The following is a 16,743-nucleotide window of genomic DNA, read 5'->3' as shown; positions in this document are numbered from 1 at the left end:
TTATATAAGAAAAAAACCGGGCGCTGTCACCCGGTTTCATCTCTTATTCGGCGGGTTTTAATCCGCCTTCAAGCGTTTTTAGCATTTCGTTTTTCTCACTTTCGGATGCATGCTGCCAAATGACTTCGAATAAAACGCCGAGCCCCGGAAGCATTTTTTCTTCACCGCTTTGAATCGCATCCACAATTGTATGCTCAAGCTGATCCTGATTATTGCCGGTAACATTGGCAATGACGGCATGACGCAAATTAAGATCCATGTGAAACGCTCCTTTTCCTAAAATGTAATACGCATATTCTAACCCTGCACCTGGTTTATTATGTGCTGTTCTTGCGATATAATAACATCATGTTAAAAAAAGGAGAGCCACACAGACAGTGAAACAAATAGAATCGGCAAAAAACCAAAAAGTGAAGGATTGGAAAAAGCTTCACACGAAAAAAGAACGAACAAAAACGAATACATTCCTCATAGAGGGAGAACATCTTGTTGAAGAGGCGCTGAAGAGCGAGGGCACGGTGAAAGAAATTCTTGTAAAGGATGAAACGAAAATTCCGTCAGCTCTTGATATGAGCATCCAGTGCTATGTGCTGAGTGAAGATGCGTTTGCAGCTGTTACTGAAACAGAAACGCCGCAGCAGATTGCCGCTGTGTGCCATATGCCTGAAGAAAAACTGGCGTTGCCTCAGCGTGTGCTGCTGATTGATGCTGTTCAAGATCCGGGAAACCTCGGAACAATGATTCGGACGGCTGATGCGGCCGGTTTAGATGCGGTTGTGCTTGGTGACGGCACGGCTGACGCATTTAACGGAAAAACGCTTCGATCCGCGCAAGGGTCTCATTTTCATATTCCTGTTATAAGAAGAAATCTGCATACATACGTGGATGAGTTGAAGGTAAAGGGCGTAAAAGTGTACGGCACGGCGCTGCAAAACGGGGCGCCTTACCGGGAAATACATCAGTCTGAATCCTTCGCGCTTCTTGTAGGAAATGAAGGAGCAGGGGTCGATGCCGCCCTGCTGGAAAAAACGGATTTGAACCTGTACGTGCCGCTTTATGGACAAGCTGAATCACTGAACGTTGCGATTGCGGCTGCCATCCTTGTGTACCACTTGCGAGGATAGTGTTGCGCCAAGCGATGGATTTATCTATAATAGAACATAATATTTGAAAAACCGTGACAGAGGACCTCAATTTCTCATCAACTGCTTTCCAGGGAGAAAATGCCGCTGACTGAGAGCATTTTTAAACGCAGCCGGAAATGGGCTTCACCTCTTGAGTTGTCGCCGGGACCGCGTACACTGCGCGTAAAGGTGAACCGGAATCTGATTCCGTTATGTCAATGAAGCTGACGACAGCATCAGTCTGTCTGAAATAAGGGTGGTACCGCGGCCACAACTCGTCCCTTGTATAAGGGGCGGGTTTTTTTGTTTTCCAAAGACATATGACGGTTTGTTTACATAAAAGGAGGATGCAAAATGGAAGAAAAGCTGAAACAGCTGGAACAAGAAGCTTTAGAACAAGTAGAAGCGACAAGCTCATTAAAGGTTGTCAATGATATTCGGGTGCAATATCTCGGAAAAAAAGGGCCGATCACAGAAGTGCTGCGCGGAATGGGCAAACTTTCTGCTGAGGAACGTCCGAAAATGGGCGCGCTCGCGAACGAAGTAAGAGAGCGTATCGCCAATGCGATTGCTGTCAAAAACGAGAAGCTTGAAGAAGAGGAAATGAAGCAGAAGCTCGCAGGACAGACAATCGACGTCACGCTGCCGGGCAACCCTGTCGCAGTCGGCGGCCGCCATCCGCTCACTATTGTCATTGAAGAAATTGAAGATTTATTTATCGGTATGGGCTACACAGTCGAGGAAGGACCTGAAGTTGAAACAGATTATTACAACTTCGAATCGCTCAACCTGCCGAAAGAACACCCTGCGCGCGATATGCAGGACAGTTTTTACATCACAGAGGAAATGCTGATGAGAACGCAAACGTCTCCCGTTCAAACACGGACGATGGAAAAGCATGAAGGCAAAGGGCCCGTTAAAATCATTTGCCCGGGTAAAGTTTACCGCCGTGATAATGATGATGCGACACACTCCCACCAATTTATGCAAATTGAAGGGCTTGTCGTTGACAAAAACATCAGCATGAGTGATTTAAAAGGAACGCTTGAACTCGTTGCGAAAAAAATGTTCGGGCAAGACCGCGAAATCAGACTTCGCCCAAGCTTCTTCCCATTTACTGAGCCTTCAGTAGAAGTGGACGTGACATGCTTTAAATGCGGAGGAAACGGCTGCTCAGTCTGTAAAGGAACAGGCTGGATCGAAATCCTCGGCGCCGGCATGGTTCACCCGAACGTGCTGAGCATGGCTGGCTTTGATCCGAAGGAATATCAGGGCTTCGCATTCGGAATGGGGGTTGAGCGCATCGCGATGCTGAAATACGGCATTGATGATATCCGCCACTTCTATACAAACGATGTCAGATTTATTTCGCAGTTTAAACAGGCGTAAGAGGAGGATGCTAGGATGTTTGTTTCTTATAAATGGTTAGAGGATTATGTTGATATAAAAGGCATGGACCCGGCTGTTCTTGCTGAGAAAATTACAAGAGCAGGTATTGAGGTTGAAGGAATTGATTACAAAGGAGAAGGCGTCAAAGGCGTTGTCATCGGCCATGTGCTGGAGCGCGAGCAGCATCCGAATGCTGATAAGCTGAATAAGTGCCTTGTGGATATCGGAGCGGAAGCACCTGTACAGATCATTTGCGGCGCGCCGAATGTGGATAAAGGACAAAAAGTCGCAGTTGCAACAGTCGGAGCGATGCTGCCGGGCAATTTCAAAATCAAAAAAGCAAAGCTTCGCGGTGAAGAATCTAACGGCATGATCTGTTCTTTGCAGGAGCTTGGCATTGAAAGCAAACTTGTGGCACAGGAGTATGCGGAAGGCATTTTCGTATTCCCGAATGACGCTGAAACAGGAAACGATGCTTTAGCGGCGTTACAGCTCGATGATGCGATCCTTGAGCTTGGTTTAACGCCAAACCGCGCGGATGCAATGAACATGCTTGGTGTTGCTTACGAGGTTGCGGCAATTTTAGACACAGAGGTAAAACTTCCGCAAACGGATTATCCGGCTGCTTCAGAACAAGCGTCTGATTACATCGCTGTGAAAGTCGAAGATCAAGAAGCGAACCCGCTGTACACTGCAAAAATCATTAAAAACGTCACGATTGCTCCGTCACCGCTTTGGATGCAGACGAAGCTGATGAACGCAGGCATTCGCCCGCACAACAATGTCGTTGACATCACAAACTTTGTCCTGCTGGAATACGGACAGCCGCTTCACGCCTTTGATTATGACAGATTCGGCTCCCAAGAAGTCGTAGTAAGAAAAGCGGCTGAAAATGAAACAATCGTAACCCTTGATGATCAAGAACGAAAGCTGTCTGCTGATCACCTTGTCATTACAAACGGAACGAAAGCGCAGGCCGTTGCCGGTGTGATGGGAGGAGCAAAGTCAGAGGTTCAGGAAGATACAAAAACGATTTTGCTTGAGGCTGCGTACTTCAACGGGCAGACGGTTCGCAAGGCTTCCAAAGACCTTGGATTGAGAAGTGAATCAAGCGTAAGGTTTGAAAAAGGCATTGATCCGGCGCGCGTACGTCTTGCGGCAGAACGGGCTGCACAGCTGATCCATTTATATGCCGGCGGTGAAGTGCTTGCTGGAACGGTTGAGGAAGATCATCTGACAATCGAAGCAAATAACATTCACATATCAGCCGACAAAGTGAGCAGCGTTCTCGGCATGACAATCAGCAAAGAAGAACTGATCAGCATTTACAACCGTCTGGGCTTTACTGTCGGTGAAGCGAATGAACTTCTCGTTGTGACAGTTCCATCACGTCGCGGCGACATTAAAATCGAAGAGGATTTAATAGAAGAAGCGGCAAGACTGTACGGCTACGATAACATTCCTTCTGCGCTTCCTGAGACAGAGGGAACAACAGGCGGGTTAACGCCATATCAAGTAAAACGCCGTAAAGTCAGACGTTTCCTTGAAGGCGCGGGCTTATCACAAGCCATTACTTACTCACTGACAAATGAGAAGAAAGCGGCAGCGTTTGCGATTGAAAAATCATTGAACACTGTGCTTGCGCTTCCGATGAGCGAAGAAAGAAGCATTCTCAGACACAGCCTTGTTCCGAATCTGCTTGACTCTGTTTCTTATAACTTGGCGAGACAGACTGACTCAGTAGCGCTGTACGAAGTCGGCTCCGTTTTCCTGACAAAAGAAGAGGACACAAAACCTGTTGAAACAGAACGCGTAGCGGGAGCTGTTACCGGATTATGGCGCAAGCATCTGTGGCAAGGCGAGAAAAAACCGGTTGATTTCTTCGTCGTCAAAGGAATTGTGGAAGGACTGTTAGACAAACTGAAGGTCCTTGACTGCATTGAATTTGTTCAATCTGAACGCAAACAGCTGCACCCCGGCAGAACAGCGAACATTCTATTGAATGGTTCTCTTATCGGCTTCATCGGCCAAGTCCATCCTTCATTGGAAAAAGAACTGGATATCAAAGAGACATACGTCTTTGAGCTTGATCTACATGCGCTGCTTACAGCGGAAACAGCGCCGCTTATCTACACAGCGATTCCAAAATATCCGTCTGTGACACGTGATATCGCGCTTGTCACAGAAAAATCCGTCACAAGCGGCCAGCTCGAGAGCGTCATTAAAGAGGCTGGCGGCAAGCTTCTGAAAGACGTATCCGTCTTTGATGTATACGAAGGCGAGCATATGGAGGAAGGGAAAAAGTCAGTCGCTTTCTCACTCCAGTATGTAAATCCTGAACAAACGCTGACAGAAGAAGAAGTGACAAAAGCGCACAGCAAAGTGCTGAAAGCGTTGGAAGACACGTATCAGGCTGTTTTGAGAGGCTAATAAAAAGCTTGCAGATTTCTCTGCAAGCTTTTTTCTATGAACGTTTTTTATCAGCAAGGCGCTGCGCTTTCTGTGTATTGGCAAAATGGAATTTTGTAAAGGTTCTGAGAGCGGAGACCCCTTTTTTAAGGATCAGCTTGGCAGCCGCTTCATCGACATGCGGACCGGCCCCTTTTGGAAGTGTCATTCCTGCCTCGCGTGACAGTTTATCCATTTCCATTAAAAACGAATATCTCGCAATGATGGAAGCGGCTGCAACTGACAAGTGAATGCCTTCAGCTTTCGTGCTGAAATAGGTCCGCTCCTTCACAATGTCTCTGCCCTTTAAATGATTGAAGTAGACACCGGGCTCAGCAAATTGGTCAATCAAAATGGCTTCAGGCTTTACCCCGTCCATTTTTCTTAACAAATGGGTGATGGCTTGATTGTGCAGCAAAGCTTTCATTTTCCCTTGGCTCATGCCTTTTTCCTGCATGCTGTTGTACTTTTCATTCTTTAACACCAGCAGGCTGTACGGAATGGTTTTGATTAGATTTCGGGCGATCTCAATGATTTGCGGATCCTTTAAGTCTTTTGAATCCTTAACACCGAGTTCCTTCATTAAAGGGAGCATTGTTTTGTCAATGTACGCGCAAACAACCGTCATCGGGCCAAAGTAATCTCCGGTTCCCACCTCGTCAGAGCCGATAACAGACATCCCGGCGATATTTGCCGGAGGGGCATAACGGGGATCGGGCGGCTTTTTGGCCGTTTTCTTCTTTTCCTGCGGCTCCGCTGTTCCCCAGCGCGCGGATTCTGCCGCTGCGTTTTTGCCTTGAAACAAGACCTTGCCGGATTGATATGCTGTAATGGTACAGCCTGGCGGTTTCGCCTGAAAAACGGCTCCCTGCGGAACAGAGGCAGTAAGCGAACCGCTGTACGTCATTTTCATTTGATTAATCGCAGACAACGATACTTTTATCACAGAATGGGACACGTAATAATCTCCTTTTTTTACACTTTTCGCTGTATCTACCAGTGTATCATAACAGCGGGAGGCTCGTCTTTCCATTCATTTAATAAACGTGTTATGATAAGTACTAGGATTCTCACGGAATGGAGGAGAAACGTTGTCTGACGGCAAAAAAACAAAAACAACCGTTGACATTTACGGCCAGCACTTCACGATGATCGGTGAAGAAAGCAAAGCCCATATGAGGTATGTCGCCGGAATTGTTGATGATAAAATGAGAGAAATCAATAAACAAAATCCATACCTTGATATAAATAAACTTGCAGTGCTGACAGCGGTAAATGTGGTGCACGATTATGTCAAATTACAAGAGAAATATGAGGAACTGGAGCGTCAGCTTAAAGAAAAGGATTGAACAACTATGCTGGATATCATCATCTTAATCTTGCTCCTGATGGGGACTTTACTGGGGTTAAAACGCGGTTTTATTCTTCAGTTTATCCGCCTGACGAGCTTTATTTTATCGATCGCCTTTGCGGCTTTATTCTATAAAAATGTGGCGCCGCATTTAAAGTGGATTCCTGCACCCGACTTCTCAGCGGGACAGCCGGCACTTTCTTTTTTTACGGGAAATTTAGAAGCGGCCTACTATAATGCGATTGCGTTTATTGTTTTATTTATCATCGCTAAAATCTTACTGAGAACCCTCGGGTCATTTCTGAGTATTGTCGCCGGCATTCCGGTGATCAAACAAATTAACCAGGTGCTGGGCGCCGTTCTCGGTTTTCTAGAAGTCTATTTATTTACATTTGTGCTGCTGTATGTCGCATCCGTGCTTCCGGTAGATGCTTTACAGCAAATGATGGGGCAATCGTCTCTCGCAAATGTGATCATTAACCATACACCGTATTTGTCAGGGCTCCTGCAAGAGCTGTGGACACAGTACGGGGCATAAAAAACTTCTCTTGTCCGGAGAAGTTTTTTTCGAGTATGATGGAAACATATGTGAACGTCTGGGGGTTATTTTATGCATAAAAAAGATATTATCAGGCTGCTTGAAACCATTGCAGTCTACATGGAACTCAAAGGGGACAATCCGTTTAAAATATCTGCCTTCCGAAAAGCTGCGGCAGCCCTGGAACAGGACGACCGCAGTTTATCAGAAATGGACGATATGATGTCGCTGTCCGGCATCGGAAAAGGTACGTACAGCGTCATTAAAGAGTATATAGATGAAGGAAAGTCAAGCACGCTCGAATCGCTGCAGAAAGAAGTGCCGGAAGGGCTCGTGCCTTTATTGAAACTGCCGGGGCTCGGCGGCAAAAAAATCGCAAAGCTGTATAAGGAGCTCGGCGTACATGATGCAGAATCTCTGAAGGAAGCCTGTGAACAGCAAAAAGTACAAGGCCTTGCGGGCTTTGGCAAAAAATCAGAAGAAAAAATATTACAGGCGCTCGGTGAAGCCGGAAAACAGCCAGAACGGTTCCCGATCGGCTACGCCCTTCGGATTGCCCGGGATATTGAAGAGCATCTTGGTCAATTTACAGATATCATCAAGTTTTCTCGTGCCGGAAGTCTCCGCAGAGCCCGGGAAACGGTGAAGGATCTGGATTATATTATTGCCACAGATCATCCGGCTGAAATAAGGGAGCAGCTTCTTGCACTGCCAAACATCAAAAGCGTCATTGCGAGCGGAGATACGAAGGTATCTGTCATCCTTTCTTTTGAATATGAGACAAGCGTCGATTTCCGCCTTGTGACGGAAGAGCAGTTTCCGACAACACTCCATCATTTTACGGGATCAAAGGATCACAATATTAAGATGCGCCAGATCGCGAAAGAACGAGGCGAGCGGATCAGTGAATACGGCGTCGAGACAGTTGAAACCGGAGCCATTAAAACATTTCCTAGTGAACGTGAATTTTATGCGCATTTCGGCCTGCCGCTGATTCCGCCGGAGCTCCGTGAAAGCGGGCAAGAAGTGGAAACCTACAGCGACAGCATTGAACTGATAGAGCCCGAGCAAATCAAAGGAGATCTCCACATGCACTCAACGTGGAGCGATGGCGCGTTTTCGATCAGAGAGATGGCTGAAGCATGCATGAAAAAAGGCTATCAATACATGGCGATCACCGATCACTCGCAATATTTAAAGGTCGCCAACGGACTGACTGCAGAAAGGCTCAAGCAGCAGGCAAAAGAAATTGACGCGCTGAATGCGGAATTCGAGAACTTCCGGATCTTGAAGGGTGTCGAGATGGATATCCTGCCTGACGGTACACTCGATTATGATGACGACGTACTGGCGGAAATGGATATTGTCATTGCATCGATTCATTCCAGCTTTAATCAGCCGGAACACGTCATTATGAAACGCCTTGAGACGGCACTTGCCAACAAGCATGTTGACATTATCGCACATCCGACCGGACGCCTGATCGGCAGACGGGCCGGTTACGAAATCGATATTGACAAGCTGATTGAGCTAGCGAAGAAAACAAATACGGCGCTTGAGCTTAACGCCAACCCTGCGCGCCTCGATCTGCGCACAGAGCATTTAATCAAAGCAAACGAACAAGGGGTTACATTGGTGATTAATACCGATGCCCATAATAGTGAGATGTTAGACGATATGAAAACCGGCGTTACTGCCGCGCGCAAAGGATGGACGGAAACGAAAAACGTTCTGAATGCCCGGTCGCTTGAAGACGTAGAGGCATTCCTGAAGCGCAACGATTAAGTAAGGAGGCTCACACAATCGTGCAGCAAAAAGTATTATCATCACTTGAATTTCATAAAGTGAAAGAACAGGTTATTGAGCACGCCGCATCATCGCTCGGAAAAGAAATGCTTCTCCAGCTTAAGCCTTCTGCTTCTATAGACGAAATCAAAAAACAGCTGGATGAAGTAGATGAAGCTTCTGCCATTATCCGGCTGAGAGGCCGGGCGCCATTTGGCGGCCTTGTTGATATCAGAGGAGCGTTAAGACGGGCGGAAATCGGCAGCGTACTCAGTCCCTCAGAATTCACTGAAATCTCAGGCTTGCTTTACGCAGTTAAACAAATGAAACATTTTATCAGCCAAATGGCTGAAGATGGCGTCGACATCCCGCTGATTCATCAGCATGCTGAACAGCTTATTACGCTGTCGGATTTAGAGCGGGACATTAATTCCTGCATCGATGATCACGGAGAAGTGCTTGATCACGCGTCAGAAACATTAAGAGGAATACGGACACAGCTCAGAACACTCGAATCGAGAATCAGAGACCGATTAGAGTCAATGCTGCGCTCCTCTTCCGCTTCAAAAATGCTGTCCGATACGATCGTTACGATCCGGAATGACCGTTTTGTTATTCCGGTCAAACAAGAATACAGATCGAGCTACGGAGGAATCGTGCACGACACCTCTTCCTCAGGCGCGACGTTGTTCATTGAACCGCAGGCGATTGTAGATATGAACAACTCGCTTCAGCAGGCGAAAGTGAAAGAAAAGCAAGAAATTGAACGGATCTTACGCATGCTGACAGAGCAAACGGCGGAACACACAGAAGAACTCTTTCAAGATTTGCAAGTGCTGCAGACGCTTGATTTTATCTTTGCAAAAGCAAGATACTCAAAAGCGGTCAAAGCGACAAAACCGATCATGAACGACAGCGGCTTTGTCCGTTTGAAAAAAGCCCGCCACCCATTGCTTCCGCCTGACCAGGTTGTTGCCAATGACATCGAGCTTGGCGGTGATTTTTCAACCATTGTCATTACAGGGCCAAACACCGGGGGTAAGACAGTAACCCTCAAAACGTTAGGGCTATTAACCTTGATGGCGCAATCCGGTCTTCATATTCCGGCAGATGAGGGGTCAGAAGCCGCGGTATTTGAGCATGTGTTCGCTGATATCGGCGATGAACAATCGATTGAGCAAAGCTTAAGTACGTTCTCATCCCATATGGTGAACATTGTCGGCATTTTAGAGCAGGTCAATGAAAACAGCCTGGTGCTCTTCGATGAACTGGGCGCAGGGACAGACCCTCAAGAAGGGGCGGCCCTCGCCATGAGCATCCTGGATGACGTGCATCGCACCAATGCTAGAGTGTTAGCCACGACGCATTATCCGGAATTGAAGGCGTACGGCTATAACAGAGAAGGCGTCATGAACGCCAGCGTCGAATTTGACATCGAAACGCTATCACCGACTTATAAACTTTTAATTGGTGTGCCGGGACGAAGCAACGCCTTCGAAATTTCAAAACGCCTTGGACTTCCAGCTCATATTATCGGGCAGGCGAAGTCAGAAATGACAGCCGAGCATAACGAAGTCGATACGATGATTGCGTCGCTCGAACATAGCAAAAAACGCGCGGAAGAAGAGCTATCTGAGACAGAATCAATCAGAAAAGAAGCAGAAAAGCTGCACAAAGAGCTCCAGCAGCAAATCATCGAGCTCAACAGCAAAAAAGACAAAATGCTCGAGGAGGCTGAACAGCAAGCGGCTGAAAAAGTAAAAGCTGCAACGGAAGAAGCCGAAGACATTATTCATGAATTGCGCTCAATCAAAGAAGAACACAAATCCTTCAAGGATCACGAGCTGATCAACGCGAAGAAAAGGTTAGAAGGCGCAGTTCCTACTTTTGAAAAGTCCAAAAAACCAGAAAAACCGAAACCGCAAAAACGTGATTTCAAGCCTGGTGATGAGGTGAAAGTCCTCACCTTCGGACAAAAAGGAACACTGCTCGAAAAAACCGGCGGCAATGAATGGAATGTTCAAATCGGCATATTAAAAATGAAAGTAAAAGAAAAAGATTTGGAGTTTATCAAATCAGCTCCGGAACCAAAAAAAGAAAAAATCATTACGGCGGTCAAGGGGAAGGATTACCACGTATCGCTTGAACTTGATCTTCGGGGTGAACGCTATGAAAATGCCCTTAGCCGTGTTGAAAAATACTTGGATGATGCAGTGTTAGCCGGATATCCAAGAGTGTCAATTATCCACGGAAAAGGAACCGGCGCTTTGAGAAAAGGCGTGCAGGATCTTCTGAAAAACCACCGCAGCGTCAAAAGCTCCCGTTTCGGTGAAGCAGGTGAGGGAGGATCAGGCGTTACGGTTGTTGAACTAAAATAAAAGGGAGTATGGCCATGAGTGATTTTTGGGAAAACGAGCTTGTGGAAATCGCGGCGTATTACAGTGTCGCGGTTCTCTGCCTCGTCCTCTTTTTGACTGTGTTTGAACTGGTGACGGCTTATAAAAACTGGGAAGAGATTCAAAAAGGAAATCTTGCGGTGGCAATGGCGACCGGCGGAAAAATTTTGGGGATCGCAAACGTATTTCAGCATTCCATCTCCCAGCACAATTCTCTGCTGCAAATGATCGGCTGGGGCGTGTACGGGTTTGTTATGCTTCTGCTCAGCTACTTTATTTTTGAGTTTTTGACTCCGCGGTTTAAAATTGATAAAGAAATTGAAAATGATAACCGGGCTGTCGGTTTTATTTCATTTGTCATTTCTGTCGGGCTTTCATTTGTGGTGGCAGCCGGAATATAAGGGGACGGAGAATCGATGGAAAAGCTTGCAAAGGTACTGCTCGCCGCGGCGGGAATCTTTTTGTTAATCGGTCTTATATATCTGTTCGTATCATGAGAAAAAGAAAGATTTACCTTTCTTTTTCTTTTTTTTGCCGTCCATCTGCTATAATGATAGGGTGGAACTCTAAAACCGAAAGGGGAGGTTTTATGCAGTCTCAAAAGCCGTGGCTTGCCGAGTATCCTGACAATATCCCGCATGAGCTTCCGTTGCCGAACCAAACCCTGCAATCCATCCTGACAGACTCCGCCGCACGATTCCCTGACAAAACCGCCGTATCTTTTTATGGAAAAAAACTCACCTTTCATGACATTCTGACGGATGCGCTTAAACTCGCAGCTTTTTTACAGTCCAATGGCCTGCAAAAAGGAGACAGAGTGGCTGTCATGCTGCCCAATTGCCCGCAATCAGTCATTTCTTATTATGGCGTCTTGTTTGCCGGCGGTATCGTGGTCCAGACGAACCCGCTCTATACCGAGCGCGAGCTTGAATACCAGCTGAGAGATGCTGAGGCAAGCGTGATCATCACCTTAGATTTGCTTTTTCCGAAGGCGATAAAAATGAAAACGTTATCAATAGTGGATCAGATTTTAGTAACCAGCATAAAAGACTATTTGCCTTTTCCGAAAAATATTCTTTATCCACTGACGCAAAAACAAAAAGTACAAATTGATTTTGACAAAAAAGATCACATTCACACGTTCGCCTCCAGCGTGAAACAGGAAAAAATGGAGCTCCTGACAATCCCAAAGATCGAGCCTGAGCATGATATTGCTGTTCTCCAGTATACCGGAGGAACAACGGGGGCTCCAAAAGGGGTCATGCTCACGCACCGGAATATCTTGGCCAATACCGAAATGTGCGCGGCTTGGATGTACGATGTAAAGGAAGGTGCTGAAAAAGTGCTTGCCATCGTACCGTTTTTTCACGTTTACGGACTGACGGCAGTGATGAATTATTCGATGAAGCAAGGCTTCGAAATGATTCTTCTTCCTAAGTTCGACCCGCTCGAAACGCTTAAAACCATCGACAAACAAAAACCGACGCTCTTTCCAGGCGCACCGACGATTTACATTGGCCTTTTGCATCACCCCGAATTACAGCAATATGATCTGTCATCCATTAAAAGCTGTCTTAGCGGATCAGCCGCACTCCCTGTTGAGGTAAAGCAGAAATTTGAAAAGGTGACTGACGGAAAGCTTGTGGAAGGCTATGGTTTGTCTGAGGCATCCCCTGTGACGCACGCCAATTTTATCTGGGGGAAGAACAAGCCCGGCAGTATCGGCTGTCCTTGGCCGAGTACGGACGCCGCGATCTATTCTGAAGAGACGGATGGGTTTGCCGCTCCGTATGAGCATGGAGAAATCATTGTTAAAGGGCCGCAAGTGATGAAAGGATATTGGAACAAACCGGAGGAAACCGCCGCTGTACTGAGAGATGGCTGGCTGTTCACCGGAGACATGGGCTATATGGATGAAGAGGGCTTTTTCTATATTGCCGACAGGAAGAAGGACATCATCATCGCCGGCGGCTATAATATTTACCCGCGTGAAGTAGAAGAAGCGCTTTATGAACATGAAGCCATCCGGGAAATTGTCGTTGCAGGTGTGCCGGATTCCTACAGGGGGGAAACAGTAAAAGCATTTGTCGTGTTGAAGAAAGACGCAAAAGCCGATGCAGAAGAACTGGACGCTTTTGCCAGATCCCGCCTCGCTCCCTACAAGGTGCCGAAAGCCTATGAATTCAGAAAAGAGCTGCCAAAAACGGCGGTAGGAAAAATTTTAAGAAGGCGTTTACTTGAAGAAGATGCCGAAAATCATCATATCAATAACTCATGACATAAGAAAAAGAGAACACCTATGAATAAACTTGACAAAGTCGAAAATCCTCCTTATCATGAAATTATGAATGAATAGTCATTCATTTCAATAGGAAGGAACGATGAACTTTGAAGCAAAAACGGCCAAAGTATATGCAGATTATTGATGCAGCAGTAGAAGTCATTGCGGAAAACGGCTACCACCAGTCACAGGTATCCAAAATCGCCAAACAAGCCGGAGTAGCGGACGGCACCATCTATCTCTATTTCAAAAACAAAGAAGACATTTTAATTTCTCTTTTTAAAGAAAAAATGGGCCAATTTATTGAGCGGATGGAAGAGGACATAAAAGACAAGGAGACAGCCAAAGAGAAATTAGCGCTTGTGATTTCAAAGCATTTTTCCCTTTTGGCGGATGACCATAATCTCGCGATCGTCACTCAGCTTGAGCTCCGCCAGTCCAACTTGGAGCTGCGCCAGAAGATCAATGAAATATTAAAGGGCTACTTAACTATTTTAGAGGGCATTTTGACGGAAGGCATACAATCAGGCGAATTAAAAGACGGCCTCGATGTCCGCCTCGCCCGGCAGATGATTTTTGGAACGATTGACGAAACCGTGACAACTTGGGTTATGAATGACCAAAAGTACGATATAGCTGCCTTATCAGACAGCGTTTTAGAATTGTTGGTGTCCGGAATTCACAATAAGTAAAGGAGTTCTGTCCTATGAATGCAATATCACTGGCAGTTGATCAATTTGTGGCAGTTTTGACGATTCACAATCCGCCGGCAAATGCGCTTTCCAGCCGAATTTTAGAAGAGCTCTCCTCCTGTCTAGATCAATGTGAGACAGATGCAGGCGTACGAAGCATTATCATTCACGGTGAGGGAAGATTTTTCTCAGCGGGCGCTGATATTAAAGAATTTACATCGCTAAAAGGCAATGAGGATTCCTCAGAGCTGGCTGAGCGCGGCCAGCAGCTGATGGAAAGAATTGAAGGCTTCTCTAAACCGATTATCGCAGCGATTCACGGTGCTGCACTTGGCGGCGGTCTTGAGCTTGCGATGGCGTGTCATATCAGAATCGCCGCAGAAGATGCCAAGCTGGGGCTCCCGGAACTTAACCTCGGTATCATTCCGGGTTTTGCGGGAACACAGCGTCTTCCGAGATATATAGGTATAGCTAAAGCATTAGAGCTCATTGGATCAGGAGAACCGATATCCGGAAAAGAAGCGCTTGATCTCGGACTTGTTTCAATTGGAGCAAAGGATGAAGCAGAAGTGCTTGAAAAAGCAAATGCGCTTGCCGCTAAGTTTGCGCAAAAAAGCCCGCAAACGCTGGCATCTCTGCTTGAGCTTCTTTATTCAAACAAGGTTTATTCCTATGATGGCAGCTTAAAGCTTGAAGCAAAGCGGTTTGGAGAAGCATTTGAGTCAGAGGACGCCAAAGAAGGCATCCAGGCATTTCTCGAAAAAAGAAAGCCTCAGTTCAAAGGCGAATAAAAGGGGATATGATCATGAATCTATTTGTACTGATGAAACGGACGTTTGACACAGAAGAAAAAATCGTCATTGAAGCAGGAAAGATTCAGGATGACGGAGCGGAATGGATCATTAATCCATACGACGAGTACGCGATAGAAGAAGCCATCCAGCTGAAGGAAAAGCACGGCGGCACGATCACTGCCGTCACTGTCGGCGGTGAAGAAGCGGAAAAGGAATTGCGTACGGCGCTTGCCATGGGATGTGACCAAGCCGTTTTAATCAACATAGAAGATGATCTTGAAGAACCCGACCAATATTCCATTTCTCAAGTTTTATACCACTATATGAAGGATCAAGATTTTGATTTAATTCTCGGCGGAAATGTTGCCATTGACGGAGGATCAGGACAAGTCGCGCCTCGGCTTGCCGAGCTGCTGGATATTCCGTGCATCACTACGATCACCAAACTCGAAATCAATGGCACTGATGCAGAAGCAGAAAGGGACGTCGAAGGGGATGTTGAGAAAATCAAAACCACACTTCCATTGCTTGTCACAGCTCAGCAGGGTTTAAACGAACCGCGTTACCCATCGCTTCCGGGCATTATGAAGGCCAAGAAAAAACCACTTGAAGAGCTAGAGCTTGATGATCTTGATCTTGACGAAGAGGATGCCGAACCAAAAATGAAAACCATTGAACGTTTTCTGCCGCCGAAAAAAGAAGCCGGGAAGCTTCTCCAAGGTGATCCTGCCGAACAGGCAAAAGAGCTCGTCTCATTGCTCCGCAGCGAAGCTAAAGTCATATAAAGCTTGGACATTCAAAGAAACAGGGGGATGTTAGAATGGGAAAAAAAGTGATCGTACTCGGAGAAATTCGCGATGGAGAATTGCGGAATGTCACCTTTGAAGCATTAGCTGCAGGAAGAACCATTTCAGGCGATGGAGAAGTCATCGGTGTTCTCATCGGAGAAAATGTACAAAACATTGCACAGGAGCTTATCCATTACGGAGCAGATAAAGTTCTCACAGCCGAGGATCCGAAGCTGAAAGCCTATACGGCAGACGGATACAGCCAGGTCATGAGGGTCATTATTGACCAAGAAAAGCCCGATTCGGTCATATGCGGGCACACGGCAATGGGCAAGGATCTCTCACCAAAACTTGCGGCCCGGCTGCAAACAAGCTTAATTTCTGATGCTACAGATGTAAGCGTTACCGGAGAAAATGTCGTATTCACAAGGCCGATTTACTCGGGAAAAGCATTTGAACGTGTGATTTCAACCGATCCCATGATTTTTGCAACGATTCGTCCCAATAACATTCAAGCTTCAGAAATAGACGCCGGCAGGTCGGGGAGTATTGAAAGCGTTGATGTTTCTCTTACTGACCTCCGCACCGTTATCCAAGAGATCGTGAAAAAAACAGCGGACGGCGTTGATCTCTCCGAAGCCAAAATTATCGTTGCGGGCGGCCGCGGAGTCAAAAGCAAGGAAGGATTTCAGCCGCTGCAGGAGCTTGCCGAGGTGCTGGGAGCCGCAGTCGGAGCCTCTCGCGGGGCGTGCGACGCTGACTATTGCGATTACGCTCTCCAGATCGGACAGACCGGGAAAGTCGTCACCCCGGATTTGTACATCGCCTGCGGCATTTCCGGCGCCATCCAGCATTTAGCCGGCATGTCAAACAGCAAGGTCATTGTCGCCATCAATAAAGATCCTGAAGCCGATATTTTTAAAATAGCGGATTATGGCATCATAGGAGATTTATTTGAAGTGGTTCCATTATTAACTGAGGAATTCAAACAATTAAATATTCACTCGTAAAGGAAACCCCGGACTGCTGAAGTTCGGGGTTTTTTATATGTTTAAATACATACGTACAAATAAATATATAACGAAAAATATCGTTGACATGTACGAACATATATAATATGGTTACTTTAAAAGCGCTTACATTCATGCTGACTCCTC

15 protein-coding genes and 1 pseudogene are annotated in these 16,743 nt (G+C 46.4%); 13 read left to right on the top strand and 3 right to left on the bottom strand.

The window, feature by feature from the left end; all coding sequences use genetic code 11:
- Positions 1-43: 43 nt before the first annotated feature.
- Positions 44-259, bottom strand: a complete 216-nt coding sequence (gene sspI / locus ABZM97_RS14355) for a small acid-soluble spore protein SspI (protein WP_087992379.1) — start codon at positions 257-259, stop codon at positions 44-46.
- Between the two features lie 118 nt (positions 260-377).
- Between sspI and ABZM97_RS14350 the strand changes: the two genes are divergently transcribed.
- Positions 378-1,124 (top strand): RNA methyltransferase, encoded by a 747-nt coding sequence (locus ABZM97_RS14350; RefSeq protein WP_087992378.1) that lies wholly within the window; start codon positions 378-380, stop codon positions 1,122-1,124.
- Between the two features lie 66 nt (positions 1,125-1,190).
- Here ABZM97_RS14350 and ABZM97_RS14345 read toward each other — a convergent pair.
- Positions 1,191-1,398 (bottom strand): annotated as a pseudogene (locus ABZM97_RS14345) (hypothetical protein).
- A gap of 80 nt (positions 1,399-1,478) precedes the next feature.
- On the opposite strand from ABZM97_RS14345, the gene pheS reads away from it, so the two are divergent.
- Positions 1,479-2,513 (top strand): phenylalanine--tRNA ligase subunit alpha, encoded by a 1,035-nt coding sequence (gene pheS / locus ABZM97_RS14340; protein WP_087992377.1) that lies wholly within the window; start codon positions 1,479-1,481, stop codon positions 2,511-2,513.
- Between the two features lie 15 nt (positions 2,514-2,528).
- Complete coding sequence (gene pheT, locus ABZM97_RS14335; RefSeq protein ID WP_367386899.1) at positions 2,529-4,943, top strand: phenylalanine--tRNA ligase subunit beta; 2,415 nt, start codon at positions 2,529-2,531, stop codon at positions 4,941-4,943.
- Between the two features lie 34 nt (positions 4,944-4,977).
- Here pheT and rnhC read toward each other — a convergent pair whose 3' ends face one another.
- Positions 4,978-5,919: a ribonuclease HIII gene (gene rnhC / locus ABZM97_RS14330; RefSeq protein WP_367386898.1), complete on the bottom strand. Its 942-nt coding sequence runs from the start codon at positions 5,917-5,919 to the stop codon at positions 4,978-4,980.
- 133 nt (positions 5,920-6,052) lie between these two features.
- Here rnhC and zapA point away from each other — a divergent pair, with 133 nt between their 5' ends.
- From zapA to etfA, 10 genes are all read left to right on the top strand, one after another.
- Complete coding sequence (zapA, locus tag ABZM97_RS14325) at positions 6,053-6,310, top strand: cell division protein ZapA (protein ID WP_087992374.1); 258 nt, start codon at positions 6,053-6,055, stop codon at positions 6,308-6,310.
- A 6-nt stretch (positions 6,311-6,316) separates the two neighbouring features.
- Positions 6,317-6,850, top strand: coding sequence for a CvpA family protein (locus ABZM97_RS14320; protein WP_087992373.1), 534 nt, complete (start codon positions 6,317-6,319; stop codon positions 6,848-6,850).
- A 72-nt stretch (positions 6,851-6,922) separates the two neighbouring features.
- Positions 6,923-8,635, top strand: coding sequence for a DNA polymerase/3'-5' exonuclease PolX (polX, locus tag ABZM97_RS14315; RefSeq protein WP_289347835.1), 1,713 nt, complete (start codon positions 6,923-6,925; stop codon positions 8,633-8,635).
- Between the two features lie 20 nt (positions 8,636-8,655).
- Positions 8,656-11,013 (top strand): endonuclease MutS2, encoded by a 2,358-nt coding sequence (locus ABZM97_RS14310; RefSeq protein ID WP_253268461.1) that lies wholly within the window; start codon positions 8,656-8,658, stop codon positions 11,011-11,013.
- 14 nt (positions 11,014-11,027) lie between these two features.
- Positions 11,028-11,432: a DUF350 domain-containing protein gene (locus ABZM97_RS14305; protein ID WP_003222485.1), complete on the top strand. Its 405-nt coding sequence runs from the start codon at positions 11,028-11,030 to the stop codon at positions 11,430-11,432.
- Between the two features lie 188 nt (positions 11,433-11,620).
- Positions 11,621-13,309 carry an AMP-binding protein gene (locus ABZM97_RS14300; protein WP_202326985.1) on the top strand — a complete coding sequence of 563 codons (1,689 nt, stop codon included), beginning with the start codon at positions 11,621-11,623 and terminating at the stop codon, positions 13,307-13,309.
- Positions 13,310-13,419: 110 nt separating this feature from the next.
- The gene (gene fadR / locus ABZM97_RS14295) at positions 13,420-14,004 is read left to right on the top strand and encodes a fatty acid metabolism transcriptional regulator FadR (protein ID WP_202326993.1); all 585 of its coding nucleotides are present in this window, start codon (positions 13,420-13,422) and stop codon (positions 14,002-14,004) included.
- Positions 14,005-14,018: 14 nt separating this feature from the next.
- Entirely contained in the window at positions 14,019-14,795 is a 777-nt protein-coding gene (locus tag ABZM97_RS14290; protein WP_087992367.1) for an enoyl-CoA hydratase, read from the top strand.
- A 14-nt stretch (positions 14,796-14,809) separates the two neighbouring features.
- Entirely contained in the window at positions 14,810-15,583 is a 774-nt protein-coding gene (gene etfB, locus ABZM97_RS14285; protein WP_087992366.1) for an electron transfer flavoprotein subunit beta, read from the top strand.
- A 35-nt stretch (positions 15,584-15,618) separates the two neighbouring features.
- Complete coding sequence (gene etfA / locus ABZM97_RS14280; RefSeq protein ID WP_087992365.1) at positions 15,619-16,596, top strand: electron transfer flavoprotein subunit alpha; 978 nt, start codon at positions 15,619-15,621, stop codon at positions 16,594-16,596.
- Positions 16,597-16,743 lie beyond the last annotated feature (147 nt).

Origin of the sequence: Bacillus vallismortis, from assembly GCF_040784915.1 — a bacterium.
Classification (GTDB): domain Bacteria; phylum Bacillota; class Bacilli; order Bacillales; family Bacillaceae; genus Bacillus; species Bacillus subtilis_G.
This window is presented reverse-complemented; position numbering and strand designations above follow the sequence as displayed.